The sequence below is a fragment of the Rhodobacter calidifons genome (assembly GCF_011174775.1).
In the GTDB taxonomy this organism is placed as follows: Bacteria; Pseudomonadota; Alphaproteobacteria; order Rhodobacterales; family Rhodobacteraceae; genus Tabrizicola; species Tabrizicola calidifons.
Genome location: NZ_JAANHS010000001.1, coordinates 413,107 through 439,751, shown reverse-complemented (window position 1 = coordinate 439,751; position 26,645 = coordinate 413,107). Strand labels below are relative to the sequence as shown.

Here is a 26,645-nt window from a genome sequence, read left to right as displayed (position 1 = left end):
ATCAGAAGGAGACTGCTATGGAAGTTACCACTCTCTCGTACGAGAACCTGCACAATCACGGCGAGCTGTTCGCCAACATGTTCAGGGCGCGGCACCGCGCCTTCATCCAGCACAACAAGTGGGATCTGCCGCAGTCGAACGGGATGGAGTTCGACCAGTACGACACGCCCGCCAGTCGCTGGGTTGCGGTGCATGAGAATGGCGAGGTTCTGGCGGGCATCCGGCTGACGCCGACCACCCACAGATGCGGCATCTACAGCTACATGATTCGCGATGCGCAGCGCGGGCTTCTGGAGTCCATCCCCTCGAACCTGCTGAATTACCCGGCGCCGGTTGCCGAGAACATCTGGGAAAGCAGCCGGGTCTTCGTGTCCGAGACGGTTCCCGCGGCAATGCGCCTGCGCGTCCAGTTGCAATTGCGCCAGGAAATGGTCAACGCCGCCCGCGCGCTTGGGGCGACTTCGGTCCTGGGGCTTATTCCCGAGGCTTCGCGCCGGATCGGACGGCGCGTCGGCCTTGAATGCGAGCCGGTCGGTCCGATCCTGAATTTCGACGGCCTGGATTGCGTCTGCGTCAACATAAACATGGGACCGAGCATGCACTGAGGGCCGCGCGTTCCTGTCTTCGTTCCTGACAAGTCAGGGCTGGATTGATACGGCTGACACGTTCGAGTTCAACGGTCAAAGGGTGCATGCCGAGTGAATATGAGTAGCCGGACGAGTATCGATATCGAGTTGCAGAACGTGGCCCGCATCGCAACGGCAGGCTATTTCATCGGCCTGCACATCCGTTTCACGTCGCCTCTCCTGACGTTCCAGACCTATGACCAGAGATGGATCGATCATTACACGGAGAACGGCTATGTATTGCGCGATCCCATGACGGCCTGGGGTTTCTCCCGGACCGGCTCGATCCGGTGGAGCAATCCGGAACTGCCGGACCCCTTCGGCCTGTTCCGGGAGGCGGCCGAATACGGGCTGAGATTCGGCGCCACGGTCTCTTACGGGCCGATCAAATCGCGCACCATAGCAAGTTTCGCCAGATCAGACCGAGAGTTTCGGGACGATGAGATCGTCAGGTTCGAGCGGGCGGTAAAGCGCCTGCACGAGCTGAGCGAGCCGCCCGAAGCCTTGACCGAGGCCCAGATCGAGGCCTTGAGATGCATTGCAGGGGGCGACCGCTTTGCTGCCGCGGCAGAAAAGCTGGGAATCTCGGAAAGCGCGCTGAAAGCCCGGATCAGTTCCGCCCGCGACCGCCTGATGGCGCGGACGACAGCCGAGGCGATCCAGCGCGCAAAGGACAGCCGTCTGATCTGACGATGTCTCCTGCGAGGTGATGACTTGACCCAACCCTGCAGGAGGACACCATGCAGACCACAACGCTATCCTTTGCCAACATGCACAACCATGGCGAGCTTTTCGCCAACATGCTGCGCGCCCGGCGCGAGCTGTTCATCGTCCATAACAAGTGGAACCTGCCCGAGGCGATGGGCATGGAATATGACCAGTACGACACTCCGGCCAGCCGCTGGGTGGTGGTGCATGACGAGACGGGCAAGGTTCTGGCCGGCAACCGGCTGACGCCCACCACCCACAACTGCGGCATCTACAGCTACATGATCCGCGATGCGCAGCGGGGCCTGCTGGAGACGATCCCGGCCGACCTGCTGTACGATACCGCCCCGACACAGGCGCATATCTGGGAAAGCTCGCGGCTTTTCGTGGCGCATGACACGCCGGCCGCGATCCGGCGTCGGGTCCATGCGCAGCTGATCGCGCAGCTGGGCGACACGGTGCGCAGTCTCGGCGCCTCGCATTGCCTGACACTGCTGGCCGCGACCTGGCCGCGCTGGGCCGACCGGGTTGGCGTGAAGATGCGGGCAATGGGGCCGGTGCTGGTGATCGACGGGGTCGAGAATCAGGTGGTCGAGATGGATTTCTCGGGCCCGCGGCACTAGGCCGTCGCCGGCAAGGCGAACTCGGGGCGATCCGGGTTGCCTTGCCTCTGCAATGACCCCAGATAGGGACGGCACCCTTGCCGGAGGTCCCTGATGCGTCCCTTGCTGCTTGTGCTTGGCCTGGCCCTGATGCCCGTGCAGCTGCTGCGGGCCGAAACCGTCATTCCGGACAGCGCGACCGAGATCGCGTTGTCCTTCGCGCCTGTCGTGCGCGCGACGGCGCCAGCGGTGGTGAACATCTATGCAAGCCAGATGGTGCGGGACCGGATCAATCCCTTTGCCGGCGATCCGTTCTTCGACCAGTTCTTCCGGGACATGTCCGGCCCGCCGCGGATGCAGAACGCGCTGGGGTCCGGGGTGATCGTGTCGGAGGACGGGCTGGTCGTGTCGAACTACCACGTCGTCAGCGAAGCGACCGACATCAGGGTCGTCCTGGCCGACCGGCGCGAATATGCGGCCCGGGTGCTGCTGGTCGATCCGCAAAGCGACCTCGTGGTCCTGAAGATCGGCGCGGACTTGCCGCTGCCCTCACTGGACCTGGGCGACAGCGACGCCTTGCAGGTCGGCGACCTTGTGCTGGCGATCGGCAACCCGTTCGGCGTCGGCCAGACCGTCAGTTCGGGGATCGTGTCCGGTCTGAAGCGCTCGGCCTTGCAGGTGGGGGATGGCACGGGCTATTTCGTGCAGACCGACGCGCCGATCAACCCGGGCAATTCCGGCGGGGCGCTGGTGGACATGGCCGGAAGGCTGGTGGGGATCAACACGGCCATCCTGACCAGAGACGGCGGGTCGAACGGGATCGGCTTTGCCGTGCCCTCGAATCTGGTGGCGGCCGTCGTGGCGCAGGCGAAGGCCGGCGAAAGCCGCTTTGTGCGGCCCTGGGCTGGTCTGGCGGCGCAGGAGGTGGACCAATCGACCGCCGATGCCCTTGGCATGCCGCGCCCCCTTGGCGTCATGGTGACCGCGCTGCACCCGCAAAGCCCCTTTGCCCAGGCCGGCCTGGCCGAGGGCGACGTGGTGCTTGCCCTCGGCGGCGCGGCGATCAACACGCCGCAAGAGTTCCTCTACCGGCTGTCGGTCCTGGGCGCAGGGCCATCCACCGTGACCTTCCGGCACGACCAGGGCGAGAAGACGGCCGAGGTCCTGCTGGGCCCCGCGCCTGACTTGCCCGACCGCGAGACGGTCACGGTCCGCGACGACACGATCCTGCGCGGCGCCACCCTGGCGCGGATCAATCCGGCCGTGATCAGCGAGCTGCGCCTGCCACTCGGGGCAAGTGGCGTGGCGGTCATGGAGACCGGGGGGCTGGCCTATGACATCGGCCTGAAGGCGGGCGATGTTCTGGTGGCGATCAACGGCGTTCAGGTCGCCACGCCGGCCGAGGCGGTGGCCGTGGCCCGTCAACCTGCGCGCCGCTGGCAGGTCGATCTGCTTCGTCAGGGCCAGCCGCTGCGCCTGCGCTTCCGGCTTTAGTCCGGCGGCGCGCCCGGCTAAGCTGGCCGCATGGCCGATCTGTTCGACATGCCCTCTGCCCGTCCTGACAGTGGCCCCCGGCCATTGGCCGACCGCTTGCGGCCGAAGGCTCTGGCCGAGGTTATCGGGCAGGAGAAGGTCCTGTCGCGCGAGGGTCCGCTTGGGGCGATGCTGGCGTCGGGCTCCTTGTCCTCGCTGGTCCTCTGGGGCCCGCCTGGCGTGGGCAAGACCACGATCGCCCGTCTTCTGGCGGATGCGACCGACCTGCATTTCGTCCAGATCAGCGCAATCTTCACCGGCGTGCCCGAATTGCGGAAGGTGTTCGAGGCGGCAAGGCTGCGGCGGCAGAACGGGAAGGGCACGCTTCTGTTCGTGGACGAGATCCACCGTTTCAACAAGGCGCAGCAGGACGGATTCCTGCCGCACATGGAGGACGGGACGATCCTGCTGGTCGGCGCCACGACCGAGAATCCGTCCTTCGAGCTGAACGCCGCCCTTCTGTCGCGCGCGCAGGTGATCGTGCTGGAGCGGCTCTCGCTGGCCGATCTGGAACGGCTGGCGCAGCGGGCCGAGCAGGAGCTGGGCCGCGCGCTGCCCCTGACGGCAGAGGCGCGCGAGGCGCTGCTGGAGATGGCCGATGGGGACGGGCGGGCCCTGCTCAACCTGGTGGAACAGGTGGCGGCCTGGAAGGTTGATGCGGCCCTTGCGACGGACCAGCTGGCCCAGCGGCTGATGCGGCGGGCGGCGAACTATGACAAGTCGGGGGACGGGCATTACAACCTTATCTCGGCCTTGCACAAATCGGTTCGGGGGTCGGACCCGGACGCGGCGCTCTACTGGTTTGCGCGGATGCTGGAAGGTGGCGAGGATCCCCGGTTCCTGGCCCGGCGGATCACCCGGATGGCGGTCGAGGACATCGGCCTTGCCGACCCGCAGGCCGAGGCGGTCTGCCTGGACGGCTGGCAGACCTATGAGCGGCTGGGCAGCCCCGAGGGCGAACTCGCGCTGGCGCAGGCGGTGGTCTATCTCGCGCTCGCGCCCAAGTCGAACGCGGTCTACACGGCTTACAAGGCTGCACGGGCGGCGGCGCGCGAGACCGGGAGCCTGATGCCGCCGAAGCACATCCTGAACGCGCCGACACGGATGATGAAGGAGCAGGGCTATGGCGCGGGCTATGCCTACGACCACGATGCCGAGGACGGGTTTTCCGGGCAGAACTACTTCCCCGAGGGCATGAAGCGTCCGGTCTGGTATCTGCCCCCCGAGCGCGGCTTCGAGCGCGAGTTGAAGAAGCGGCTGGACTATTTCGCCAGGCTGCGGGCGAAACGGCAGGACGGGTAGCGCCGATTTCCGGACGGAAATCGGACCGGAGCCTTGCAGGCTCCGCACCGGAATTCGCCAGAATTCCGCTGCCAGATTGACAATCCGCCCGCACCGCCGCAAAGGGGGGCCATGTTCCAGACCCTGATCCAGGTCGCCCTCGGGGGCGCGATCGGCGCAAGCCTGCGCTATCTGACCAATGTCGGCACGATGCGCTGGATCGGGCCGGGCTTTCCCTATGCCACGGTGATCGTGAACGTCACGGGGTCGTTTCTGATGGGGGTCCTGGTCGTCGTCCTGTCGCGCAAGGGCGGCACCGGCTATTCGCCCTTCCTGATGACCGGCGTCCTGGGCGGCTTCACCACCTTTTCCGCCTTCTCGCTGGACACGCTGACGCTGTGGGAGCGCGGCCAGCACGGGCTGGCCGTCACCTATGTCGGGGTTTCGGTCATCCTGTCGCTGGCGGCCATCGTGGCCGGGCTGGCCGTGGCGAGGGCGCTGGCATGAGCGTGCAGCTTCTGACCGTCACCGAGGACGAGGGCGCGCAGCGCCTGGACAAATGGCTCCGGCGCCGGTTCCCGCACCTGACGCAGGGGGCGGTGGAGAAGCTGTGCCGGACCGGGCAGCTGCGGGTGGACAAGGGGCGGGTCAAGGCCTCGGACCGCGTGGCCCCGGGCCAGGTTGTCCGCGTGCCGCCCCTTCCGGCCGAGGGTCCGCCACCGGACCCCCGCCCTGCCGGGATCAGCGCAGCGGATGCGAAGATGATCCAGGGGGCGGTGCTTTACAGGGACGAGCACCTGATCGTCCTGAACAAGCCGGCCGGACTGCCCTCCCAGGGGGGCAGCGGTCAGGGCGATCGGCATGTGGACGCATTGGCCGAGGCGCTGAAGTTCGGCTACAAGGACAAGCCCAAACTGGTACACCGGCTGGACAAGGACACCTCGGGCGTCCTTCTGCTGGCCCGCACCGACCGCGTGGCCCGCGCCCTGTCCGAGGCGTTGCGCCATCGCAATGCGCGCAAGATCTACTGGGCGGTGGTGGCCGGCGTGCCGCATCCCCGGCAGGGCTCGATCAAGTTCGCGCTGGAAAAGGCACCGGGCCGGGGCAGGGGGGGCGAGGGCGAGAAGATGCTTTGCGTCCATCCCGCCAGGATCGCCGACCACCCGGAGGCCAAGCGGGCGCATACCGATTTCTTCACGCTCTGGTTCCTGGGCAACCGGCTGTCCTGGATGGCGCTGGAGCCGGTGACGGGCCGCACCCATCAGTTGCGCGCCCATATGGCCGAGATCGGGCATCCGATCCTGGGCGACGGCAAGTATGGCGGCAGTCAGGCCGAGAACCTGGGCGACGGCTGGGGCGCGGGCACGGGGGGCGATCTGTCGAAGAAGCTGCACCTGCATGCGCGCAGCCTGTCCATCGAACACCCGATCACGAAGAAGCTGATGACCTTCTCCGCACCCTTGCCCGACCACATGGCGCGCACCTGGAAACTGCTGGACTGGAAAGAGGATGACGTCCCCGCCGATCCGTTCGAGGTGATCCGGTGAACGACTGGACCCCGCGCCGGTTCTGGAGCACCGCGCAGGCCGTTCCGGCCGAAGGCGGCTTCACGGTGCATCTGGACAGCCGCCCCCTGCGCACGCCCCGCAAGGCCCCCCTGGTGCTGCCGACCGCCGCGCTGGCCGATGCGGTGGCGGCCGAGTGGCAGGCGCAGGGCGAAAGGATCGATCCCGTCACCATGCCCTTCACCCGCATGGCGAATTCGGCCATCGACACGGTGACGGCGGAACACGCGACGATCGCCCGCATCGTGTCGGACTATGGCGGCAGCGACCTTCTGTGCTATCGGGCCGAGGGCCCCGCGCCGCTGGTCGCGCGGCAGGCCGAGGCCTGGGATCCGCTGTTGGACTGGGCCGCGCAGCACCTGCATGCGCCGCTTCGCACCACCGCCGGCGTGGTGCATGTGGCGCAATCGCCGGACAGCCTGCGCATCCTGCATGGCCTGGTCAGCGACCTGTCGCCCTTCCGTCTTGCCGCCTTCCATGACCTCGTGTCCCTGTCGGGCTCGCTGATTCTTGCCCTTGCCCTGACCCGCGGCCGCATCGCGGCCGACACCGCCTGGCGGCTGTCGCGCATCGACGAGGACTGGCAGATTTCGCTCTGGGGCGAGGACGAAGAGGCGGCCGAAGTCGCACAGCGCAAGCGGGCGGCATTTCTGGATGCCGACCGATTCTATGCATTGTGTGGGTAACAAGATTGCCCGGATCCTGTGCAGTGCAGGATAACAAGGCCGAACGACTGCTCCAGCCCGAGGAAAACAGGCATTTTTCCCGATTCCGCCAGAGGCCGCTTGACCAGCAAAAGCGCTTTCGCCGAAACTGCGGGGCAGTGGGGGCAAGTCTGCGCCTGCACCGGCAACTGCGCGACAGGATCGCGCTGCAAAAAACGTGATCCGCGAAGGATCACTTACTCAGGAAGAGGTAAGAATGAAAAAATCCGTATTCTTCGGCGCATTCGCGGTCACCGCGCTCGTCTCGGGCATGGCGCTGGCCGGGACCCTCGACGATGTCAAGGCGCGGGGCGAGCTGATCTGCGGGTCCAACACCGGCCTGACCGGCTTTGGCGCTCCGGATGCCAGCGGCAACTGGGCCGGCTTCGATGTCGATCTCTGCCGGGCTGTCGCGGCCGTCGTCCTGGGTGACGCGACCAAGGTGAAGTTCCTGCCGACCACCGGCGAGACCCGCTTTACCGCGCTCCAGTCGGGCGAGGTTGACCTTCTGGTCCGCAACTCGACCTGGACCTTCTCGCGCGATACCGAACTCGCGCTCGATTTCGTCGCAGTGAACTACTACGACGGCCAGGGCTTCATGGTGAAGAAGGATCTCGGCGTGTCCTCGGCCAAGGAACTGGACGGCGCGACCGTCTGCATCCAGACCGGCACCACGACCGAGCTGAACCTCGCCGACTTCTTCAAGCAGAACAACATCAGCTACCAGCCCGTCACGGTGGCCGATGACTCGGAAGCGCAGCGCCAGTATCTGGCCGGTGCCTGCGACGCCTACACCACCGACGCTTCGGGTCTGGCCGCCAGCCGTGCGACCATGCCGGATGCCGACAATCACATCATCCTGCCCGAGATCATCTCGAAAGAGCCGCTGGGCCCGGTGGTGCGTCATGGCGATAACCAGTGGGGCGACGTGGTGCGCTGGACCTACTATGCGCTGCTGATCGCCGAGGAAAGGGGCATCACCTCGGCCAATGTGAACGAGGTCGCCGCATCCACGGCCGACGAGGAAGTCAAGCGTCTGCTGGGCGTCTCGGGCGACATGGGCGCCAAGATGGGCGTGAGCAACGATGCCTTCAAGAATGCCATCTTGGCGGTAGGCAACTACGGCGAGATCTTCGCCCGCAACATCGGCGAAGGCACCACGATCAACCTGGCCCGCGGCCTGAACGCGCTGTGGACCCAGGGCGGCCTGCAATACGCTCCGCCCTTCCGTTGATCCCGGAACATGGGGGCGCGTCCCGCGCGCCCCCATGCCGTTCTTGCAGCGACAGACTGACTGACCAGGGGCACCGACCCTGCAGCCACCGGGAAAACCCGGGGCCGACTTTCCGGGAAACAGGGGGAAACGATGGCTTTTGCCTCGGACGCGCCGAAAGATGGCTTTCGGCTCTCGATGCTCATCTACGACACGCGCTACCGGTCCTACACGATCCAGATCGTGGTGCTGGTGCTGTTCGCCATGGCGGTGGCCTGGCTTCTGAACAACACGGCACAGAACCTTGCGGCGCGGGGCAAGGAATTCAACTTCGCCTTTCTCTGGCAGCGCGCGGGCTACGACATCGGCCAGGCGCTGATCCCCTACACGAACGACGACAATCATTTCCGGGCCCTGCTGGTCGGGCTGGTCAACACGCTGGTCGTCGCCTTCTGCGGCTGCCTTTTCGCGACCGTGCTGGGCGGCATCATCGGCGTGCTGCGCCTGTCGAACAACTGGCTGATCGGCCGGCTGATGACGATCTACGTCGAGGTCTTTCGCAACGTACCCCTCTTGCTGTGGATCCTGCTGAGCTATGTGATCCTCTCCGAGACCACGCCCCAGCCCCGCGATTTCCGCGTCACCGACGAGATGATCGCGGCGGGCGAGGAACCGGCCGCCTCGATGATCCTCTTCGGCACGGTGGCCGTCACCAACCGCGGCACCAACATCCCGGCGCCCCTGTTCGAGCGCAGTCTCGGCTCGGTCCAGATCGGGTTCCTGCCGGTCAGCCTGAACCTTCTGGCCTTCATCCTGGTCATCGTCGCCTCGGTCTGGGCCAACCGCCGGCTTCTGGCCCATGCCAAGGCCGTGCAAGAGGCGACGGGCGACCGCCCCGTCACCTGGTGGAAATCGCTGCTGATCCTGTTCGGGCCGGTGCTGGCGCTGAAGTTCGCGCTTGGCCTGCATCTGGAGATCCCCGAGCTGAAGGGCTTCAACTTCGCCGGCGGCATCCTGGTCGCGCACAGCTTCACCGCGCTGACCATCGCGCTTGCGCTTTACACCGCCGCCTTCATCGCCGAGATCGTGCGCTCGGGCATCCTGGCCATCAGCCGCGGCCAGACCGAGGCCGCCTATGCGCTGGGTCTGCGGCCGAACCGGACGATGAGCCTGATCATCCTGCCCCAGGCGCTGCGGGTCATCATCCCGCCCCTGATCAGCCAGTATCTGAACCTGACCAAGAACACCTCGCTGGGGATCGCGGTCAGCTACCTTGACCTGCGCGGCACGCTGGGCGGGATCACGCTGAACCAGACCGGGCGCGAGCTGGAATGCATGCTTCTGATGATGCTGATCTACCTTTCGATCAGCCTGATCATCTCGGCGCTGATGAACCTTTACAATTCCTCGGTCCAGTTGAAGGCGCGCTAGGATGAGCGAGACCCACGCACAAACCGTCCTCTTCGTCCGCGACACCATGCTGCCGCCCGTGGATCCCCCGATTGCCGAAAGGGGTGCGGTCAAATGGATGCGCGAGAACCTGTTCTCGACCCCGCTGAACATCGCCCTGACCCTTCTGGGCGTGCTGATCGTCTGGTGGCTGGTCTCGGCCTCGCTGCCCTGGTGGCTGAATTCGGTCTGGAACGCCTCGTCGCTGAGCCAGTGCCGCGAGATCGTGGCCGCCACTGCCGGCGAAGGCGCCAGCGGCGCCTGCTGGGCGATGATCCGCGAACGCTGGCACCAGTTCATCTTCGGCTTCTATCCGGCGTCGGAATGGTGGCGCCCGGTGCTGGCCTTCGGGCTTCTGTTCGCCGCGCTGGCGCCGGTGCTGTTCGCCGGGCAGAAGCGCAACCAGTCGCTGATCCTTCTGGCCGTGCTGGCCTATCTTCTGGTGACGCTCTACCTCGCCGGGGCCCCCGGCACGGCCTTTCTGCTGTCCCTGCTGCTGGTGGCGGGGCTGCTGGTGGGCGCCCAGCTGGCTCCGGGGAAGCTTCTGTGGTTCACCCTGGCCTTCCCGGCGTTGTGCTTCTGGCTTCTGTGGGGCGGGTCGGTCTGGTCGCCGATCGTGGCGATGGCGGGGTTCGGTGTGCTTTATGCCGTGTTCCGCGTCGGCACGCCGTTCATAGGCCTGGTGCCCGCAGCCGGAGCAGGGGTCGTGGCGGCGGTGCTGTGGTGGCTCTATCTCGACAAGCCTGTCGTCGATGCGCTTCAGGCGGCCCTTCCGTTCGGGATTCAGTCGGTCCGCTCCGACCTCTTCGGCGGCTTCCTTCTGGCCATCGTGATCGGGGTGACGGGCATCGCCTTCTCGCTGCCCATCGGCATCCTCCTGGCCTTGGGCCGGCAGTCGGACATGCTGATCGTCAAGACCCTGTCGGTGGGCTTCATCGAATTCATCCGCGGCGTGCCGCTGATCACCCTGCTCTTCACCGCCTCGCTTCTGTTGCAGTATTTCCTGCCGCCGGGGACGAATTTCGACATCATCCTGCGCGTCATCATCCTGGTGACCTTCTTCGCCGCCGCCTATCTGGCCGAGGTGATCCGGGGTGGCCTCGCCGCCCTGCCGCGCGGCCAGTATGAAGCCGCCGATGCGCTGGGCCTTGACTATTGGCAGGCGCAGCGGCTGGTCATCCTGCCGCAGGCGCTGAAGATCTCCATCCCCTCGATCGTCTCGACCTTCATCGGCCTGTTCAAGGACACCACGCTGGTCGCCTTCGTAGGCCTTATGGACCCCTTGAAGGGCGTCACCCAGATCGTCCGCGCCGACATCAACTGGAAGGGCATCTACTGGGAGCCCTACATCTTCGTCGGCACCATCTTCTTCCTCATCTGCTTCGGCATGTCCCGATACTCGATGTATCTGGAGCGCAAGCTGAAGACCGATCATCGCTAGGGGCACGCACATGGCAGACGCAGCAAAGATGCAGATCTCGGACGAGGTCGCGATCCAGATCACCGGCATGAACAAGTGGTACGGTCAGTTCCACGTTCTGCGCGACATCAACATGACCGTGCAGCGGGGCGAAAGGATCGTGATCTGCGGGCCGTCGGGGTCGGGCAAGTCCACGCTGATCCGCTGCATCAACCGGCTGGAGGAACACCAGCAGGGTCAGATCATCGTGGACGGGACCGAGCTGACGAACGACCTGAAGAACATCGACAAGGTCCGCTCCGAGGTGGGCATGGTGTTCCAGCACTTCAACTTGTTTCCGCACCTGACCATCCTGGAAAACTGCACGCTGGCGCCGATCTGGGTCCGCAAGGTCCCGAAGAAAGAGGCGGAAGAGACGGCGATGCACTTCCTGACCAAGGTCAAGATCCCCGAACAGGCGCACAAGTATCCCGGCCAGTTGTCGGGCGGTCAGCAGCAGCGCGTGGCGATCGCGCGGTCCTTGTGCATGAAACCGCGGATCATGCTGTTCGACGAACCGACCAGCGCCCTTGACCCCGAGATGATCAAGGAGGTGCTGGATACGATGATCGAGCTGGCCGAAGAAGGCATGACCATGCTTTGCGTCACGCACGAGATGGGCTTTGCCCAGGCAGTCGCGAACCGGGTCATCTTCATGGACCAGGGCCAGATCGTCGAACAGAACGAACCGAAAGAGTTCTTCAACAATCCGAAGAGCGAGCGGACCAAGCTGTTCCTCAGCCAGATCCTGGGCCACTAGGATCAGCGGTCCCGCGCCAGCCGGGGGCGTCAGGCTGCCGTCCGATGGGCGCCATTGCGCCCCGGTGGTTATGGCCATGGCAAAGGGAAGGCGAAGGCGGGATTTCCTCGACCGGACGGACGAGGAAATCGCGATGCAGAAGAGCAAAGTCACCGAAAGCCGCGGGATCATTCCGTCGTTTCGGTGGGGAATGGCGGACCCGGAGCGATTCGAACGCCCGACCCTCAGATTCGTAGTCTGATGCTCTATCCAGCTGAGCTACGGGTCCGCAATGCCCGGCGATGTAGCCCCCTCTGGCGGGCAATGCAAGGGCGAAATCACGCGGAAATCTCGCTGGTCCCCTTTGGCAGGTGGATCGCGAACTCGGTGCCTTCGGCGTCAGAGCGGACCAGCTCCAGCCGGCCGCCATGCCCGCGCACCAGTTCGGCCGCGATGGCAAGACCCAGGCCTGTCCCGCCCTTCCTTGCGCCGCCCTGGAAGGCCGAGAACAGATGCTCGCGCGCCTTTGCGGGCAGGCCGGGGCCGGTGTCGCCGACCCGGATCCACCATTCCGCTTCGTCCTCGCCGGCCGAGATCTCGATCGTGCCGGCCTGTCCGGTCGCCTCGATGGCCTGGCGCGCGTTGCGGACAAGGTTCGACAGCACGCGATAAAACTGTTCGCCGTCGGCCCGGATCATCATGCCCGGCGGCAGGTCCAGCAGGCAGGTGATCGCCGTTTCGCTGCTCAGCCCCTCGCCCTCGGCCACTTCACCGGCCAGCTGCGCCAGGTTCAGCCGGCGCAGTTGCGGCGGCGGTTCCTCGGCCTTGCCGAAGGCCAGCGTCGCCTCGCACAGCGACACCGCACGGCTGATCGAGCCGACAAGCTTCGGGGCCGAGCGGGCGACCACCGGATCGGCGCTGCCCTCGATCCGGTCGGCAAAAAGCTGCGCGGTCGTCAGGATGTTGCGCAGGTCGTGGCTGATCTTCGCCACCGCCCCGCCCAGCTGCGCCAGCCTCTCCTTCTGCCGCAGGGCGCCGGTCAGCTGGGTCTGCATCGATTGCAGCGCCTCTTCGGCCATCCGCAGTTCCTCGACATCGGCACTGGGGGTGATCACCCGTCGCGCGTCCTCGGGCGCTTCGGCATAGTCCTGCATGTGCCGCACCACCCTTCGGATCGGCATCACCAGCAGGCGGCGCACCGCCAGGAACAACAGGAAGGCGGTCACGACCGAGATCAGCGCCGACAGGATCAGGATGCGCAGCCCGTATTCCACCATCGCCGTCCGCAGGGGGCGGGTCTCCATCGTCACCTCGATCAGCGTCCCGGCCTCCTGCACCGGAGAGCCGATCACCCGGACGATGCGGTTCTCCGGGTCCAGCAGCGTGGCGAAGGCGTCGCGGATCAGCTCCCACGGGCCGGCCATCCGCAGGTCGAAGGATTCGTGGATCTCTCCCGGCACCGGCGAGGACAGGACCAGCTGGCGCACCTCGTCCCGGCGCAGGACCACGTTGTAGACCTCGGCGTTCTTCAGCAGTTCGGCCTCCAGCTCGGGCGAGACCGTGTCATCTGCCGCAAGCTGGGTCAGGGCGGCGATCTGGGCCTGTTTCAGCCGCGTCAGCAGGAAGTCGGCCCGATACCGCGCGATCGAGGGGACGAAGATCAGCACTTCGGCCAGCATCACGAAGATGACGGTCAGGATCAGGAAGCGCCCGGACAGCGTGTTGAGAAAGCTCTTGCGTCTTCCGGTCACCCGAACCTTCCCCGAACCTGGCGGGGCACCCTAGGGCACCCAGCGCTGGACCAGCCGCACCAGCCGCTTGACCGCGGCACTTTCGAACAGCCTGGGGGCAAAATAGGCGCCTGCCGCGCGTTTGGAAACCTCTCCCAGCGTCGGATAGGGCGCGATCATGCCGGCAATCGCCGACATCTTCAGCCGGGCCGACAGGGCAAGCGCCCAGAGGCCGATCAACTCGCCCGCCTGGGGACCGACAATGCCGGCGCCGACCGGGCGGCCCTTCACGATCATGACCTTGGCGAAACCCGCGGTCTTGCCCTCGGCCTGGGCGCGGTCGTTGTGGGCGAGGCTGGCGCGCACCACCGTCAGCGCCTCGCCGTGCAGGGCGCGGGCCTCGGCCTCGGTCAGGCCGACCTGGGCCAGTTCCGGGTCGGTATAGGTCGCGCGCGGGACCGCCCGCGGGTCGGCCCTGGCCGGCAATCCAAGGATCGCCTGCCGGATCACGATGCCCGCATGCCAGCCCGCGACATGGGTGAACTGCAAGCCGCCCGCCGCATCCCCCACCGCAAAGATGCGCCGGTTCGAGGACCTGAGCCGCGCGTCCACCGTCACGCCCTTTCCCGTATGGGCCACCCCCGCCGCCTCGAGGTTCATCCCCTCCAGCGCCACCTTGCGCCCGACCGCCAGCAACAGATGCGAACCCCGGACCTGCCGCCCGTCACCAAGCGTCACCTCGACCGTCCCATCCGTCTTGGCCAGCCGCACCACCGGCTGACCCTCCACCAGCACGATGCCCTCGGCCTGAAGCGCATCGGTCACCACCCGGGCCAATTCGGGATCCTCGCGGCCCAGAACGCTGGCGCCCTCCACCACCGTCACAGCGCAACCCAGCCGCCGATGCGCCTGGGCCATTTCCACTCCGATCGGCCCGCCGCCGATGACGATCAGGTGCTGCGGCCGTTCGCGCAGGTCGAAGATCGTCTCGTTCGTCAGGTAAGGAACCGTATCGACCCCCTGGATCGGCGGGACGAATGGGCGCGACCCGGTGGCGATCACGAAGCGCCGAGCGCGGATGGTGGTTTCGCCGGCCTGCACTTCGCGCGGCCCCGAGAAGCGGGCGAAGGCGCGGATCACGGTGCAGCCAAGGCCCTCGAACCGCTCCTGGCTGTCCACCGGGGCGATGGCCTCGATCACCGCGCGCACATGGTCCTTCACCGCGCCGAAATCCACCTCGGGCACGGCCGGAGCCACCCCGCGAAACCCACGGCGTTGCGCCTCGGCCGCCTTCGCCGCCGCGATCAGCGCCTTCGAGGGCACACAGCCCGCATTCAGGCAGTCGCCACCCATCTCTCCGGCCTCGATCAGCACGACCCGCGCGCCCATCTGGACCGCCCCGGCCGCGACCGAAAGCCCCCCGGACCCGGCGCCGATGACGCAGATATCGGTCTCGATGCGCGGCATTCAGCGTGCTCCCTTGATGGCTCGAAGAAACATCGGCAGCGCGGCCAGCGCGGCCAGACCCAGAAGCGGCAACAGCACGGGCAGGGTGAAGATGATGCCCAGGTCGGGCGCCTCGCCACGGGCGAAGACCTCGCCCAGTCCCGCGCCGACCGAGGTGAAGACCAGCGCCCCCGGGATGATGCCGAGGAAGGTCGAGACGGCAAAGCGTGTCAGGCTGGTGCCGACGAAGGCCGGGATCAGGTTCGCGACGAAGAAGGGCACCAGCGGCACGAGGCGCATCAGGAACAGGACCGACCATTCGTTCTCGCGCAGGCGGGCCTGCAACCGCGCGGCCGCACCGCCCGCACCCTCCAGCTTGCGCGACAGGGTCTCGCCAAAGCCGCTGCGCGCGGCCAGAAAGATCAGGACCGCCCCGGTTCCGGCGCCCAGCACGTTGTAGAGGACGCCCGGGAACAGCCCGAACAGGAAACCGCCCGTCAGGGTGGCGACCGTTCCCCCGGGCAGGCTCAGGCCGACGATCAGCACATATCCCGCCAGGAAGGCCAGCACCGCCCACAGGTAATGCGCGTCGCGAAAGGCCAGCAGGTCCTCGCGGTGACGGGCCAGGGTCTGGAAGCTGAGGTCGTCGCGCAGGCTGATCGCCCCGATCAGGGCCGCAAGCAGGATCACCAGGATCGGCAGGCGCCTGAGCCAGGTCGCGTTCTGGGAAGGGGGGGACATCCGGGCTCCTTGCATGGACCGCGAAGATGGACCAGCTTTGCCCGGTGCGACAGGGGCTTCACGCCAGCTTGATCCGGTAGGGTCCGATTGCCGGCCCATTGCAACATATCGCCGCCCTGGCTGCGGAAATGTTGCAAGGAATCGGTGCCGGCGACGTTGACTTGGCGTCTGCGCGACCGTAAAGGACTGGCTTCAATTGCCGGCCCGCGATTCCGAGTGGGGTCCGGGTCATGTCTGATGGAGAGCCGCGATGAAGCGCACCTTTCAACCGTCGAACCTGGTTCGCAAGCGCCGCCACGGCTTCCGGGCGCGCATGGCCACCAAGAACGGCCGTCTGGTCCTGGCCGCCCGCCGCGCCAAGGGCCGTCACAAGCTGACCGCCTGATTGCCCGCCCGCGAGGGCGACCGGGTTTGCTCATGACACCGCCGGAGACCCAGGGCCAAGGCATTGCCGCCGAAGCGCCTGCACGGTCTCCGGCGGTTTCGCTTTGCGTGCTGCGAAAGCGCGCCGACTATCTGAAGGCGGCCTCGGCCCGGCGCCAGGGAACCGCGGGCTTCCTTTTGCAGGCGCGCGATCGGGGGGACGGGTCGGATCAGGTGCGCGTCGGCTTCACTGCCTCGAAGAAGATCGGCAACGCCGTCCTGCGCAACCGCGCCAAGCGCCGTCTCCGTGCCCTTGCGCGCGAAATCCTGGCGCCGGCTGCCCGTCCCGGCTGGGACTACGTTCTGGTGGCCCGGCCCGAAGCCACCGTCACGCGCCCCTATGCCGCGCTTCGTGCCGATCTCAATCTGGCGCTTGTCTTAGTGCACCGGGGGCGCCCTTGAGCCCGCTCGCCCACCTTGTCGCGCTGCCGGTGCGGGCATACCGGCTGCTCTTGTCGCCCTGGGTGGGCCATGGCTGCCGGTTCCAGCCGACCTGCTCGGCCTATGCGCTGGAAGCGCTGGAGCGGCATGGCGCGCTCAAGGGCAGCTACCTTGCGGCGCACCGCATCTGCCGCTGTCATCCCTGGGGCGGGCATGGCTATGATCCGGTGCCAGGCGCGGACCCGGAGCATGACGCGGGACACCGGGACCGGAATTCGTAGGAATTCCGGCCCGATTTCCGTATGGAAATCGGGCCCTATTCCAGCGTGGCGATCAGGGCGCGCAGTGTCTCGATCCCTTCGCCCTTCTCGGAACTGGTGACCACGATCTCGGGATATGCAGCAGGATGCTTGACCAATGCGCCCTTGACCTGTTCGATCACCGCCGCGCGTTCGCTGCGGTTGATCTTGTCCACCTTGGTCAGCACCACCTGAAAGGTCACCGCCGAGCGGTCCAGAAGCGTCAGGATCTCTTCGTCCACCGCCTTCACCCCGTGCCGCGCGTCGATCAGGACAAAGGCCCGCCGCAGCGTGGCCCGGCCCGACAGATACTGCTTCAGAAGCGCCTGCCACTTGGCAACGATGGCCACGGGGGCCTCGGCGAAGCCATAGCCGGGCAGGTCGACCAGATAGCGCTCCTCTCCCAGGGCGAAGTAGTTGATCTCCTGCGTCCGCCCCGGCGTGTTCGAGGCGCGTGCCAGCGTCTTGCGCCCGGTCAGCGCGTTGATCAGGCTGGATTTCCCGACATTCGACCGACCCGCGAAGCACACCTCCAGCCGGTCGGCCGGGGGCAGGCCGCTCATCGCGACCACGCCTTTGACAAAGGTCACCGGCCCGGCGAACAGAAGCCGGCCGGTCTCGCGCGCCGCGTCCTCGGGTTCGGGGGCCAGAGTGAAGGTCATCGCCATCAGCGCACCTCGTCGTTCACGGCGATCCGGCCGCCCGCAATCACCCGGGCGAAGACTCCGAAATCGGTGTGGCCGTAGCCCGTTTCCAGCGCGCCCATCGTATCGGCATCTTGCAGGCCCGTCTCGGGATTTGCCCCGGTCGCGCGGCAGCGGCCGATCGGTTCCTCGATGCGCAGACGGGCGGTGCCGATGGCGATCTCGGTGCCGATCAGGTCAAGCTCGGCCCAGGGCGCCCAGCCCGCGACCCAGATGTTGCCGCGAAAGCGGTGCGGCGAGAGGCGGGTGCCCATCCGGGCCGAAAGCTCGGCCAGCGAGGCCATCGCGTTGATCGACACCAGCGGCTGGTCCTGGTCGGTCAGCGCCTGGCCCGGCACGCGGATCACCCGAGCGGGTTCGGGGCGATTCGCGGGCCAGAGGGGACGCAGCCAGTCGATCAACCGCGCGGCATCCGCAGGGTCGTCCGGGCGGAAGCTTTCGGTCGGGCGGCGGGGGTGGCCAAGCGTCACCACGCCTGCCTCGGGGTCCGAGACGCAGCTGACCGCCATCAGTTCGGCCGAACCCCAGCCGCGCAGAAAATGCAGCTTCGGCGCCCAGGTCGGCGGTTCGGTCAGGCGGGCGGCGGCGTGGGCCACCGCCCAGACCCGGTCGAAGGGAAAGGCCGCGCCTGCGGTCAGCACGGCCTCGTCCAGCTCTTCATGACCCGCGGACTTGATCGGGTGGCGCACCAGAAGCGCGACACGCCCGCCCGAAAGCCCGCTCACTTCTTGCCCTTCTTTGGCGTGTTCGTCGGAGCCTTGGGCGCATTTGCCGCCGCGGACGCGGCGGCCTTCGCCTCGGCCCTGGCCAGTTTTGCCGCCTTGATGTTGCCGAAGATGTCCGGCCGTTTCCCGTGGCTCCACATGATCAGGTACTGCTGGACGAAGGTGATCGTGTTGTTGGTGATCCAGTAGACCACCAGACCCGAGGCGAAGCCGCCCAGCATGAACATGAACACCCATGGCATCCAGGCGAAGATCTGCTGCTGCACCGGATCCGTGGGCGCCGGGTTCAGCTTCTGTTGCAGCCACATGGTGATGCCCAGTAGCAGCGGCAGCACGCCGATGAAGATCAGGTGCAGCAGGCTGCCGGTCGGGGGCGCATCCCAGGGCAGAAGGCCGAACAGGTTGAAGAGCGACGACGGATCGGGCGCCGAGAGGTCCTTGAGCCAGCCGAAGAACGGCGCGTGGCGCAGCTCGATCGTGACGAAGATCACCTTGTAAAGCGCGAAGAAGATCGGGATCTGGATCAGGATCGGCAGGCAGCCCGCGGCGGGGTTGACCTTCTTGTCCTTGTAAAGCTGCATCATCTCGCGCTGGAGCTTCTGCTTGTCCTCGCCCGCGCGCTCCTTGATCGCCTCCATCTCGGGCTGCAATTCCTTCATCCGCGCCATCGAGACATAGGACTTGTAGGCCAGAGGCAGCACCAGGAACTTCAGCAAGAAGGTCAGCGCGATGATCGCCCAGCCCATGTTGCCGATCTGGGCGTTCAGCCAGTGCAGCACCGCGAAGATGGGCTTGGTCAGGAAGAAGAACCAGCCCCAGTCGATGGAATCGAGAAAGCCGGGGATGCCGCCCTCGCGCTCGTAGGCGCGGATCGTCGCCCATTCCTTCGCCCCGGCGAAGAACCGGATCGAGGACGAAGCCGTGGCCCCGGCATCCAGCGACAGGACCGGCTGGCGCACCTCGGCCTGGTAGATGCCGGCGGTCGGGACATATTTCAGCACCGACTTGAACGGCTTGCCCTGTTCGGGGATCAGCACCGTCATCCAGTAGTGATCGGTGAACCCGATCCAGCCGTCGGTCGTGGCCTCGGTCACCTGGGCCGGCAGGTTCCCCTCGCGCGGGTCGGGGGTCAGTTCGGTGATGTCGGAATAGTCGGTCTCGGTGCGGATCCCGTCCTCGCGCTGCACCGCGCCTTCGTGCACCACGAAGATGTTCTGCAACTTGGGCAGACCATGGCGCGCGATGATCCCGTAGGGTTGCAGGGCTACCGCCGCGGCCGATCTGTTCTGGACCTGGTCGGTCACGGTGAACATGAAATCGTCGTCAACCTTGATCTCGCGGCGGAAGGTCAGCCCCTTGCCATTGTCCCAGCGCAGCACCACGGGCGCGGTCGAGGACAGGGTGGCGTTGCCCTCCACCGTCCACAGCGTATTGGCATCCGGCACCTCTCCGGGCTGAAGCCCGGTGCCCGGCAGCCAGCCGAAGACCGAATAATAGGCCAGGTCCTCGCCCACCGGGGCCAGCAGCCGCACCGTGGGCGAGTCTGGTGTCAGGTCCTCGCGGTAGGTTTTCAGCGACAGGTCGTCGATCCGGCCGCCCCGCAACGAGATCGACCCGGCCAGCTTGGTCGAATCGATCCCGAGGCGCGGGGCTTCGGGGACGGCCGTCGCTTCGGTCTGCGCGGGGGCCGCTTCGGGCAGAGGCGTGGCGACATCGCCGGTGACGCCGGCGGCGGTTTCGGTCGGGGCGGTCAGCGGCGGCTCGGGCGGGGGGAACAGCACGAACCAGACGATCATCACCGCCGCGCTCAGAACCATCGCCAGGATCAGGTTCTTGTTGTTCTGGTCTTCCATCTGCCCGCCACCATGCCGTCTCCGGATCAGCGGTGCTTCAACGACAGCACCGGGCAAAGGTCAAGCGGTTTCGCCCGGAACGGCAGGGCAGGGCGATCAATTCTGGCCCATGCCCGCGCCGCAACGCCGCCACGTCTCAGGCCTTGCGCTCCAGCCGGTAGCTGCCTTCGGGCAGGTTCAGCGCCGCCGCCAGGTCGCGCAGCTGGGTCAGCGACAGGGTGATCCGCAACACCTCATCGGTCTGCGGATCGGTCTGTTCGACCGTCACGCAATCCTCGAAGGCATGGATCACGATGTCCTCCACCAGCGGCAGGTCGCCGCCCTCGTCAACCAGGGTGATCACGGTGGCGTCGAATTCGTGCTCGATGGTGAACATGGCCGCAGGCTAGCCCGGGCCGGCGGTCCCGGCAACGCCAAAGGCGCATGACACCTGCGTGAGGCGCCCTTTCCCTTGCCGGGCGATTTGCTACCCTCCGCAGACCCTGCCGAGGTATTTCATGCGTCTGTCCCGGATCTTCGCCCTGCCGCTTGTCCTTTCCCTGGCGCTGGGCGGCTGCGTCGTGCCTGTTCCGGGGCCGGTGCCGCCACCCGCCCTTCCGCCCGCGGCCATCGCCCCGGCCCAGCCGCCCCGCGCCGCTGCCGAGACCTTCCTGTCCGTGGTGGCCCGGGTCGAGCCTGTGGCCGAAAGCTTCTGCCGCGCCCGCGCCGTGGCGAAGAACTGCGATTTCCGCATTGTGGTGGATGACCGCCCCGGACAGCCGCCGAATGCCTTCCAGACGCTCGACCGCAGCGGCCGTCCGGTGATCGGCTTCACGCTTGCGCTGATCGCCGATGCCCGCAATGCCGACGAACTGGCCTTCGTCCTCGGGCACGAGGCCGCGCATCACATCGCCGGCCACATCCCGAAACGTCAGGACCAGGCGCTTTCGGGCGCCATCCTCGCCGGTGTGCTGGCCCAGGCCAGCGGGTTGTCGCCCGAAGAGGTCCGCGCCGCGCAGAACATCGGGGCCGAGGTCGCCGCCCGCAGCTATTCCCGCGAATTCGAGCTTGAGGCCGATGCCCTTGGCGCCGAGATTGCCTTCCGTGCAGGTTATGATCCGGTCCGCGGCTCGGGCTTCTTCGACCGGCTTCCCGACCCTGGCGACCGCTTTCTCGGCAGCCACCCGCCGAATGCACAGCGCAAGGCCCAGGTGGCCGCGACCGTCCGCCGGCTTCAGGGGCTTTGATCTGGGTCAAGGCATCCGGCCACCGGCCCCGGCAGCATGGCCACAATGCGGTCAGGAGGATGTGACGATGATCGGTTATCCCGAGGCCCCGAAAGCCTGGTGGCTGACCCGCGGAATGGCGCGGATTGCCGGGGTGAACCTGCCGCGCGCGGTCGTCGAAGGCTGGCTGCAACGCGCGGAACTGGAGGACCTCATCGCCCGCTGCGCCGCCTGCGGGCGAGGGTCGGCCTGCGAAAGCTGGCTGGTCGCATCGGGTGCCTCGCAAAGGATGCCGGACTTCTGCCCGAACAAGGCCGGGATCGAGGCCCTGGGCTGATCCCTTGCCCGCTTGCAACTTGCCGCGCTGTGCCCTTTGCAGTTGCGGCCACGGGGCGGCGGCCATCCCCTCTGGTCCGCCGCCCGTTCTTTTCCTATGACCGCCGCATGATCGTGCTGGAAAACCTGATCCGCGACCGTGGCTCGCGTTATGCTGCCGCGGCCGGCACCGTGCGCAACCGGGCCGAGATCGAGGCCTTCCTCGCCACGCTGCGCCGCCGGCGCAAGTTCGACCGCGCCACGCATCATTCCTGGGCGGCCATCCTGTCCGAGGGCGGGCCGCTGAAGCATGACGACGGCGAGGCCGGGGCAGGGGCGGTCATCCTGCGGATGCTGGAGCGTGAGGCCGTGACCGACCGCATCGTGGTGGTGACGCGCTGGTATGGCGGCGTGCCTCTGGGCGGCGACCGCTTTGCCCATGTCGTCACCTGCACGCGCGCCGCGCTGGCGGCGCTTGGCAATGGCCTCGACGGGCCGGAGGCGGGCCGCTAGGCTTTCCACGGGACGGGAAGACGGGGGAAGCAGCGATGCGCGGGATGCTTGCGGCCGAGGCACGGCGGCTGGCCAATACGGTGATCTGGTCCTGGGACGGCTTCCGCGCCGCCTGGGCCACGGAAAAGACGCTGCGGCAATGGACGCTGGCGAATGTGCTCTCCGCCGCTCTGGCGTTCTCGCTGGACCTGACGCCGGCAGAGCGGGGGCTGATCCTGGCGCTGGGTTTCGTGGTGCTGGCCGCCGAACTCATCAACACCGCGATCGAGGAGGTGGTGGACATGATCTCTCCCGTCCTGGATCCGAGGGCGAAGAAGGCCAAGGACTGCGGATCGGCCTGCGTGGCGCTGGCCGCGCTTGCGGCGGGCCTGGCCTGGGTTGCGGTGCTGCTCGGCTAGCCTAAGGCCGCTGCCGCCGCAGATGCGCGCGGTAAAGGATCGGTGCCGCGACATGCTCATAGGCCAGATCGGCCAGCGGCCGGATGACCGGCCAGCCCGTCACGCGGGCCAGCCAGCGCCAGCGCGGCATCGTCGCCCACAGGGCGCGGAACGCCGCCATGCCGGCCAGGACCCGGCCATCCTGCCAGACATGCAGGCTTCGCGCCGCCTGATCGGGCGTCAGCCCCCAGTCCCCGGCCCGGTCAAGCGCGTCGAAGCGGATCGGCAGCCCCTCGGCCTGCGCGCGGCGGCGATAGACGTCGATCTCGAACCGGCAGACCGGGCAGGTGTCGTTGTAAAGGACGCGGGTTTCTTGGGTCATGCCGGAAGGGTAGCGCGTCCTGCGCCGAAGTCAGGCGACAGGCTGCCGCAGGTCAGACGCGCCGCCCCCACAGGTCATACTCCCCCGCCTCATCCACCTGGACCCGGACAATATCCCCCGGGGCCAGCCCCTCGAAGCCGTCGTCGATAAAGAGGTTCCCGTCGATCTCGGGCGCATCGGCCTGGGTGCGGCAGGTGGCGCCGTCCTCGTCCACCTCATCGACGATCACCTCCAGAACTTTTCCAACCTTTGCGGCCAGTTTAGCCGCCGAAATCGCCTGTGCCTTTTCCATAAAGCGATCCCAGCGGTCCTGCTTCACCTCGGCGGGCACATGGTCGGGCAGGTCGTTCGACCGCGCCCCGGCGACGTTTTCGTACTGGAAGCAGCCCACCCGATCCAACTGCGCCTCGTCCAGCCAGTCCAGCAGCGTCTGGAACTCGGCCTCGGTCTCTCCCGGGTAGCCCACGATGAAGGTGGACCGCAGCGCCAGGTCGGGGCAGACCGCGCGCCAGGCGGCGATCTCGTCCAGCGTCCGCGCCGCCGCCGCCGGGCGGGCCATCCGTTTCAGCGTATCCGGATGGGCGTGCTGGAAGGGGATGTCCAGATAGGGCTGCACCAGCCCCTCCGCCATCAGCGGGATCAACTCGCGCACATGCGGATAGGGATAGACGTAATGCAGCCGCACCCAGGCGCCGAGCTTGCCCATTTCGCGCGCAAGGTCGGTGATATGGGCGCGCACCTCGCCGCCCTTCCAGGGCGACAGGTCATGCTTGCGGTCCACCCCGTAGGCCGAAGTGTCCTGGCTGATCACCAGCAGTTCCTTCACCCCCGCCTCGACCAGCTTTTCCGCCTCACGCAGCACGGCATGGGCGGGGCGGCTGACCAGCTTCCCGCGCATGTCGGGGATGATGCAGAACTTGCACTTGTGATTGCAGCCCTCGGAAATCTTCAGATAGCTGTAGTGCCGGGGCGTCAGCGAAACGCCCGTGGCGGGCAGCAGGTCGATGAACGGGTCCGGCGCGGGCGGCACCGCGCCGTGGACGGCATCCAGCACCGCCTCGTACTGATGCGGGCCGGTCACCGCCAGCACCTTGGGATGCGCGCCGGTGATATACTCGGGCTCGGCCCCCAGACAGCCCGTCACGATCACCCGACCGTTTTCCTGCAAGGCCTCGCCGATCGCCTCCAGGCTTTCTGCCTTTGCCGAATCCAGGAACCCGCAGGTGTTCACGATCACCGCATCCGCGCCCTTGTAGTCGGGGCTGATCGCATAGCCCTCGGCCCGCAGCCGCGTCAGGATGCGCTCGCTGTCCACCAGCGCCTTCGGACAGCCCAGCGAGACCATGCCGATGGTCGGCTGGCCCTCCCGTCGGCTGTCGGGAACAAGGGCGCGGGCCAGGTCGGGGCGAAGGAGCGGCGGGTTCTGGGACATGGCCCGCCTATACCGCGCCGCGCGGCGCCGGGAAAGCCCGGCCTCTCGGCCATTTGATGCCAGTATGGCACCCCCGACTTGGCAAGCGGGCGCGCATGGGCCTAAACTTTCGGAAAACAAGAAAATCCGAGGAGATGAGCATGCGCTGGATCGTCCGGGTCGGGGTTGCGCTGGCGATCCTTGTCCTTCTGGCCTTCGGATTGCTGGCCATCGTGCCCTCAGACCGCATCGCCCAGGTCGTCTCGACCCAGTTCGAGGCGATGACCGGCCGCAAGCTGGAGGTTGCGGGCGAGATCAGGCCGCGTCTCTGGCCCAGCCTTGGTGTGACCACCGGGCCGGTCAGCATCGCCAATGCCGAATGGGCCGAAAGCGACCAGCCCCTGTTCCGCGCCGAGAACCTGTCGGTGGATGTGAACCTCGGGGCGCTCTTGGGCGGCGAGGTGAAGATCCTCGGCCTGGCCGCCGACCGGCCGGAAATCAACCTGGAACGCAGCCGCGACGGCAAGGCGAACTGGGACTTTGCCGCCGGCCTTCCCAGCGACGGCACCGGCGTCGGGGCCGTGCCGCCCCCCGCGACCGGCTTCACCCTGGACGAGGGCGCGATCAGGGGGGGCACCATCCGCTTTGACGACCGGCAGTCCGGGCGCAGGATCGCGCTGGACGAGGTGGACGCCCGCCTGTCCATTCCCGATTTCTCCGGCCCGTTCAGGCTTGCCGCCACGGCGCTGTCCGGCGGGCAGAAGGTGGCGCTTGACCTGTCGGGGGACGTGTTCTCGGCCTTTGCCATGGGCCGGGTGGTTCCGATCAAGGTCAGCCTGACGGCCGGCGGCAGCAAGCTTGGGTTCGAGGGGCGCGGCGGCTATGCCCCGCTGGCCGCGGAAGGGGCGCTGGTGGCGGACCTGCCGGACCTGCCCGCCTTGGGTCGGCTTTTCGGCGCCAGCCTGTCGCGGCCGAGCCCCGGCCTTGGCCATGACCGGCTTCAGGCCAGCGGCCAGCTGACCCTCGACGGCAGCGGCAGGGCCTTCCTGCGGCAGGCGACCCTGGCCGCGGATGCGAATGAGCTGAAGGGCGATCTTGACCTGACCCCCGGCGAGGCGCGCCCGAAACTGAAGGCGCAGCTGACCGCCGGGCCGATCAGCCTGAACACCGGGTCCGCCGGGGGCACTGGCGGGGGCGCTGGTGGGGGCGCTGGCGGCGGCATGCAGGCAGAGGGCTGGCCCGAGGACGTGATCGACGTCAGCGCGCTGGGCGTGATGGATGCCGAGGTCGCCCTGACCGCGCCTTCGGTCGATCTGGGTGTGCTGAAGCTCGGGCCGACGCGCGCCCTGATCACGGTGGAACGGTCCCGTGCGGTGTTCGACTTCCGTGAGGCACAGGCCTATGGCGGCCGGATCACCGGCGATTTCGTGGTCAACGGTCGCGGCGGCCTGTCGGTCGGCGGCCGTCTGAATCTTGCGGGACTGCAGACCCAGCCCCTGTTTGCCGACCTTGTCGGATGGGACCGGCTGGTCTCGACCGGCGATCTTGAGCTGGAGTTTCTGGGCGTCGGCAACTCGATTGCCGCGATCATGAAAAGCCTGAAGGGCAAGGGCGCAATCACGCTGGGCAAGGGCGAGCTGCGCGGGCTGGACATCGCCGGAATGTTGCGGACGCTGGATGCGGGCTATGTCGGAGAGGGGCAGAAGACCATCTTCGACGGGCTGGCGGGGACCTTCGCCATGGAGGGCGGCGTGCTGACCAACAGCGACCTGAAGCTGGTCGCGCCCTATCTGACGGCCGCCGGCGCGGGCCGCATCGGTCTTGGCGAGCGCACGCTCGACTACCGCCTGCGCCCGACGGCCCTGGCGGCCGCGGACGGGACGGGTGGGGTCATGGTGCCGCTGCTCATCACCGGCCCCTGGGCCAAGCCGCGCTTCCGGCTGGATCTGGAATCCATCGCGCGCGAGAAGATGGAGGCCGAGGCCAAGGCGGCTGCCGAACGGTTGAAGGCCGAAGCGAAAGCCGCCGAAGCCGCGGCCAAGGCCGAACTGGAGCGGCGCCTGAAGGAAGAGCTGGGGGTCGAGGTCGCCCCGGATGACTCCCTTGGCGCGGCGGCAAAACGCAGGGCGACGAAGGCGCTGGAGGATGAGGCGCGCCGCGCGCTGGAGGAAATCCTCGGCGGCAATTGACGCCCCCTGTCACTCCGGCCCGATGCGATTGTGCCGGGCACAAGTTTTGATCAAAACCCTGTTGCAGCCGCG

The 26,645-nt window shown here is 67.2% G+C and carries 29 protein-coding genes and 1 tRNA gene; 20 read left to right on the top strand and 10 right to left on the bottom strand.

Annotation, left to right across the window (positions count from 1 at the left end; all coding sequences use genetic code 11):
• Nucleotides 1-17: 17 nt before the first annotated feature.
• The 12 genes from G8O29_RS02210 (at nucleotide 18) to G8O29_RS02155 (ending at nucleotide 11,900) form a co-directional block, all read left to right on the top strand.
• Nucleotides 18-605, top strand: coding sequence for an acyl-homoserine-lactone synthase (locus G8O29_RS02210; RefSeq protein WP_166401585.1), 588 nt, complete (start codon nucleotides 18-20; stop codon nucleotides 603-605).
• A 99-nt stretch (nucleotides 606-704) separates the two neighbouring features.
• On the top strand, nucleotides 705-1,316 hold the full coding sequence (locus G8O29_RS02205) for an autoinducer binding domain-containing protein (protein WP_166401584.1): 612 nt from the start codon (nucleotides 705-707) through the stop codon (nucleotides 1,314-1,316).
• 50 nt (nucleotides 1,317-1,366) lie between these two features.
• Nucleotides 1,367-1,957, top strand: coding sequence for an acyl-homoserine-lactone synthase (locus G8O29_RS02200; protein WP_166401583.1), 591 nt, complete (start codon nucleotides 1,367-1,369; stop codon nucleotides 1,955-1,957).
• Between the two features lie 93 nt (nucleotides 1,958-2,050).
• Entirely contained in the window at nucleotides 2,051-3,430 is a 1,380-nt protein-coding gene (locus tag G8O29_RS02195) for a trypsin-like peptidase domain-containing protein (protein WP_166401582.1), read from the top strand.
• Between the two features lie 30 nt (nucleotides 3,431-3,460).
• The gene (locus tag G8O29_RS02190; RefSeq protein ID WP_166401581.1) at nucleotides 3,461-4,771 is read left to right on the top strand and encodes a replication-associated recombination protein A; all 1,311 of its coding nucleotides are present in this window, start codon (nucleotides 3,461-3,463) and stop codon (nucleotides 4,769-4,771) included.
• Nucleotides 4,772-4,882: 111 nt separating this feature from the next.
• On the top strand, nucleotides 4,883-5,257 hold the full coding sequence (gene crcB, locus G8O29_RS02185) for a fluoride efflux transporter CrcB (protein ID WP_166401580.1): 375 nt from the start codon (nucleotides 4,883-4,885) through the stop codon (nucleotides 5,255-5,257).
• A complete protein-coding gene (locus G8O29_RS02180; RefSeq protein ID WP_166401579.1) occupies nucleotides 5,254-6,297 on the top strand; it encodes an RluA family pseudouridine synthase in 1,044 nt (347 codons plus the stop codon). Before crcB ends, G8O29_RS02180 begins: the two co-directional genes overlap by 4 nt.
• Complete coding sequence (locus tag G8O29_RS02175; RefSeq protein ID WP_166401578.1) at nucleotides 6,294-7,001, top strand: ATP12 family chaperone protein; 708 nt, start codon at nucleotides 6,294-6,296, stop codon at nucleotides 6,999-7,001. Before G8O29_RS02180 ends, G8O29_RS02175 begins: the two co-directional genes overlap by 4 nt.
• Nucleotides 7,002-7,236: 235 nt before the next feature.
• On the top strand, nucleotides 7,237-8,253 hold the full coding sequence (locus G8O29_RS02170; RefSeq protein ID WP_166401577.1) for an amino acid ABC transporter substrate-binding protein: 1,017 nt from the start codon (nucleotides 7,237-7,239) through the stop codon (nucleotides 8,251-8,253).
• A 132-nt stretch (nucleotides 8,254-8,385) separates the two neighbouring features.
• Nucleotides 8,386-9,663: an amino acid ABC transporter permease gene (locus tag G8O29_RS02165; RefSeq protein WP_166401576.1), complete on the top strand. Its 1,278-nt coding sequence runs from the start codon at nucleotides 8,386-8,388 to the stop codon at nucleotides 9,661-9,663.
• Between the two features lies 1 nt (nucleotide 9,664).
• On the top strand, nucleotides 9,665-11,122 hold the full coding sequence (locus G8O29_RS02160) for an amino acid ABC transporter permease (protein ID WP_166401575.1): 1,458 nt from the start codon (nucleotides 9,665-9,667) through the stop codon (nucleotides 11,120-11,122).
• A gap of 10 nt (nucleotides 11,123-11,132) precedes the next feature.
• Entirely contained in the window at nucleotides 11,133-11,900 is a 768-nt protein-coding gene (locus G8O29_RS02155) for an amino acid ABC transporter ATP-binding protein (protein WP_166401574.1), read from the top strand.
• A 191-nt stretch (nucleotides 11,901-12,091) separates the two neighbouring features.
• On the opposite strand, the gene G8O29_RS02150 is transcribed toward G8O29_RS02155, so the two are convergent.
• The 4 genes from G8O29_RS02150 to G8O29_RS02135 all read right to left on the bottom strand — a co-directional run bounded on the left by G8O29_RS02150 (nucleotide 12,092) and on the right by G8O29_RS02135 (nucleotide 15,796).
• Nucleotides 12,092-12,168: transfer RNA gene (locus G8O29_RS02150), tRNA-Arg, on the bottom strand.
• 49 nt (nucleotides 12,169-12,217) lie between these two features.
• Complete coding sequence (locus G8O29_RS02145; protein ID WP_166401650.1) at nucleotides 12,218-13,558, bottom strand: sensor histidine kinase; 1,341 nt, start codon at nucleotides 13,556-13,558, stop codon at nucleotides 12,218-12,220.
• 102 nt (nucleotides 13,559-13,660) lie between these two features.
• The gene (locus G8O29_RS02140) at nucleotides 13,661-15,076 is read right to left on the bottom strand and encodes a dihydrolipoyl dehydrogenase family protein (RefSeq protein WP_166401573.1); all 1,416 of its coding nucleotides are present in this window, start codon (nucleotides 15,074-15,076) and stop codon (nucleotides 13,661-13,663) included.
• Nucleotides 15,077-15,796, bottom strand: a complete 720-nt coding sequence (locus G8O29_RS02135; protein ID WP_166401572.1) for a TVP38/TMEM64 family protein — start codon at nucleotides 15,794-15,796, stop codon at nucleotides 15,077-15,079. It lies immediately after the preceding gene.
• Between the two features lie 250 nt (nucleotides 15,797-16,046).
• On the opposite strand from G8O29_RS02135, the gene rpmH reads away from it, so the two are divergent.
• The 3 genes from rpmH to yidD are packed head-to-tail and all read left to right on the top strand — an operon-like array spanning nucleotide 16,047 to nucleotide 16,881.
• Nucleotides 16,047-16,181 carry a 50S ribosomal protein L34 gene (gene rpmH / locus G8O29_RS02130; protein ID WP_103259146.1) on the top strand — a complete coding sequence of 45 codons (135 nt, stop codon included), beginning with the start codon at nucleotides 16,047-16,049 and terminating at the stop codon, nucleotides 16,179-16,181.
• 32 nt (nucleotides 16,182-16,213) lie between these two features.
• Nucleotides 16,214-16,621 (top strand): ribonuclease P protein component, encoded by a 408-nt coding sequence (gene rnpA, locus G8O29_RS02125; protein WP_166401571.1) that lies wholly within the window; start codon nucleotides 16,214-16,216, stop codon nucleotides 16,619-16,621.
• Entirely contained in the window at nucleotides 16,618-16,881 is a 264-nt protein-coding gene (yidD, locus tag G8O29_RS02120) for a membrane protein insertion efficiency factor YidD (RefSeq protein ID WP_166401570.1), read from the top strand. Before rnpA ends, yidD begins: the two co-directional genes overlap by 4 nt.
• Nucleotides 16,882-16,916: 35 nt before the next feature.
• Here the strand turns inward: yidD and yihA are convergent, their stop codons facing one another.
• From yihA to G8O29_RS02100, 4 genes are all read right to left on the bottom strand, one after another.
• Nucleotides 16,917-17,567 carry a ribosome biogenesis GTP-binding protein YihA/YsxC gene (gene yihA / locus G8O29_RS02115; RefSeq protein WP_166401569.1) on the bottom strand — a complete coding sequence of 217 codons (651 nt, stop codon included), beginning with the start codon at nucleotides 17,565-17,567 and terminating at the stop codon, nucleotides 16,917-16,919.
• A complete protein-coding gene (locus G8O29_RS18765; protein ID WP_166401568.1) occupies nucleotides 17,567-18,328 on the bottom strand; it encodes an MOSC domain-containing protein in 762 nt (253 codons plus the stop codon). Before G8O29_RS18765 ends, yihA begins: the two co-directional genes overlap by 1 nt.
• Nucleotides 18,325-20,181, bottom strand: a complete 1,857-nt coding sequence (gene yidC / locus G8O29_RS02105; protein WP_166401567.1) for a membrane protein insertase YidC — start codon at nucleotides 20,179-20,181, stop codon at nucleotides 18,325-18,327. The genes G8O29_RS18765 and yidC overlap by 4 nt, the downstream gene beginning before the upstream one ends.
• Before the next feature lie 136 nt (nucleotides 20,182-20,317).
• Entirely contained in the window at nucleotides 20,318-20,557 is a 240-nt protein-coding gene (locus G8O29_RS02100) for a DUF8831 family protein (RefSeq protein ID WP_166401566.1), read from the bottom strand.
• Nucleotides 20,558-20,678: 121 nt separating this feature from the next.
• Here G8O29_RS02100 and G8O29_RS02095 point away from each other — a divergent pair, with 121 nt between their 5' ends.
• The 4 genes from G8O29_RS02095 (at nucleotide 20,679) to G8O29_RS02080 (ending at nucleotide 22,612) form a co-directional block, all read left to right on the top strand.
• Nucleotides 20,679-21,407 carry a M48 family metallopeptidase gene (locus G8O29_RS02095; RefSeq protein ID WP_166401565.1) on the top strand — a complete coding sequence of 243 codons (729 nt, stop codon included), beginning with the start codon at nucleotides 20,679-20,681 and terminating at the stop codon, nucleotides 21,405-21,407.
• A gap of 67 nt (nucleotides 21,408-21,474) precedes the next feature.
• Nucleotides 21,475-21,723, top strand: a complete 249-nt coding sequence (locus G8O29_RS02090; protein ID WP_166401564.1) for a DUF6455 family protein — start codon at nucleotides 21,475-21,477, stop codon at nucleotides 21,721-21,723.
• A gap of 107 nt (nucleotides 21,724-21,830) precedes the next feature.
• Nucleotides 21,831-22,214, top strand: coding sequence for a YigZ family protein (locus G8O29_RS02085; protein WP_166401563.1), 384 nt, complete (start codon nucleotides 21,831-21,833; stop codon nucleotides 22,212-22,214).
• 35 nt (nucleotides 22,215-22,249) lie between these two features.
• Nucleotides 22,250-22,612 (top strand): diacylglycerol kinase, encoded by a 363-nt coding sequence (locus G8O29_RS02080; protein WP_166401562.1) that lies wholly within the window; start codon nucleotides 22,250-22,252, stop codon nucleotides 22,610-22,612.
• A gap of 1 nt (nucleotide 22,613) precedes the next feature.
• Here G8O29_RS02080 and G8O29_RS02075 read toward each other — a convergent pair whose 3' ends face one another.
• Together G8O29_RS02075 and rimO are read right to left on the bottom strand one after the other, a co-directional pair.
• Nucleotides 22,614-22,973, bottom strand: coding sequence for a thiol-disulfide oxidoreductase DCC family protein (locus tag G8O29_RS02075; protein WP_166401561.1), 360 nt, complete (start codon nucleotides 22,971-22,973; stop codon nucleotides 22,614-22,616).
• Nucleotides 22,974-23,025: 52 nt separating this feature from the next.
• Nucleotides 23,026-24,405, bottom strand: coding sequence for a 30S ribosomal protein S12 methylthiotransferase RimO (gene rimO, locus G8O29_RS02070; RefSeq protein WP_166401560.1), 1,380 nt, complete (start codon nucleotides 24,403-24,405; stop codon nucleotides 23,026-23,028).
• Nucleotides 24,406-24,545: 140 nt separating this feature from the next.
• Between rimO and G8O29_RS02065 the strand changes: the two genes are divergently transcribed.
• Nucleotides 24,546-26,573, top strand: coding sequence for an AsmA family protein (locus G8O29_RS02065; RefSeq protein ID WP_166401559.1), 2,028 nt, complete (start codon nucleotides 24,546-24,548; stop codon nucleotides 26,571-26,573).
• Nucleotides 26,574-26,645 lie beyond the last annotated feature (72 nt).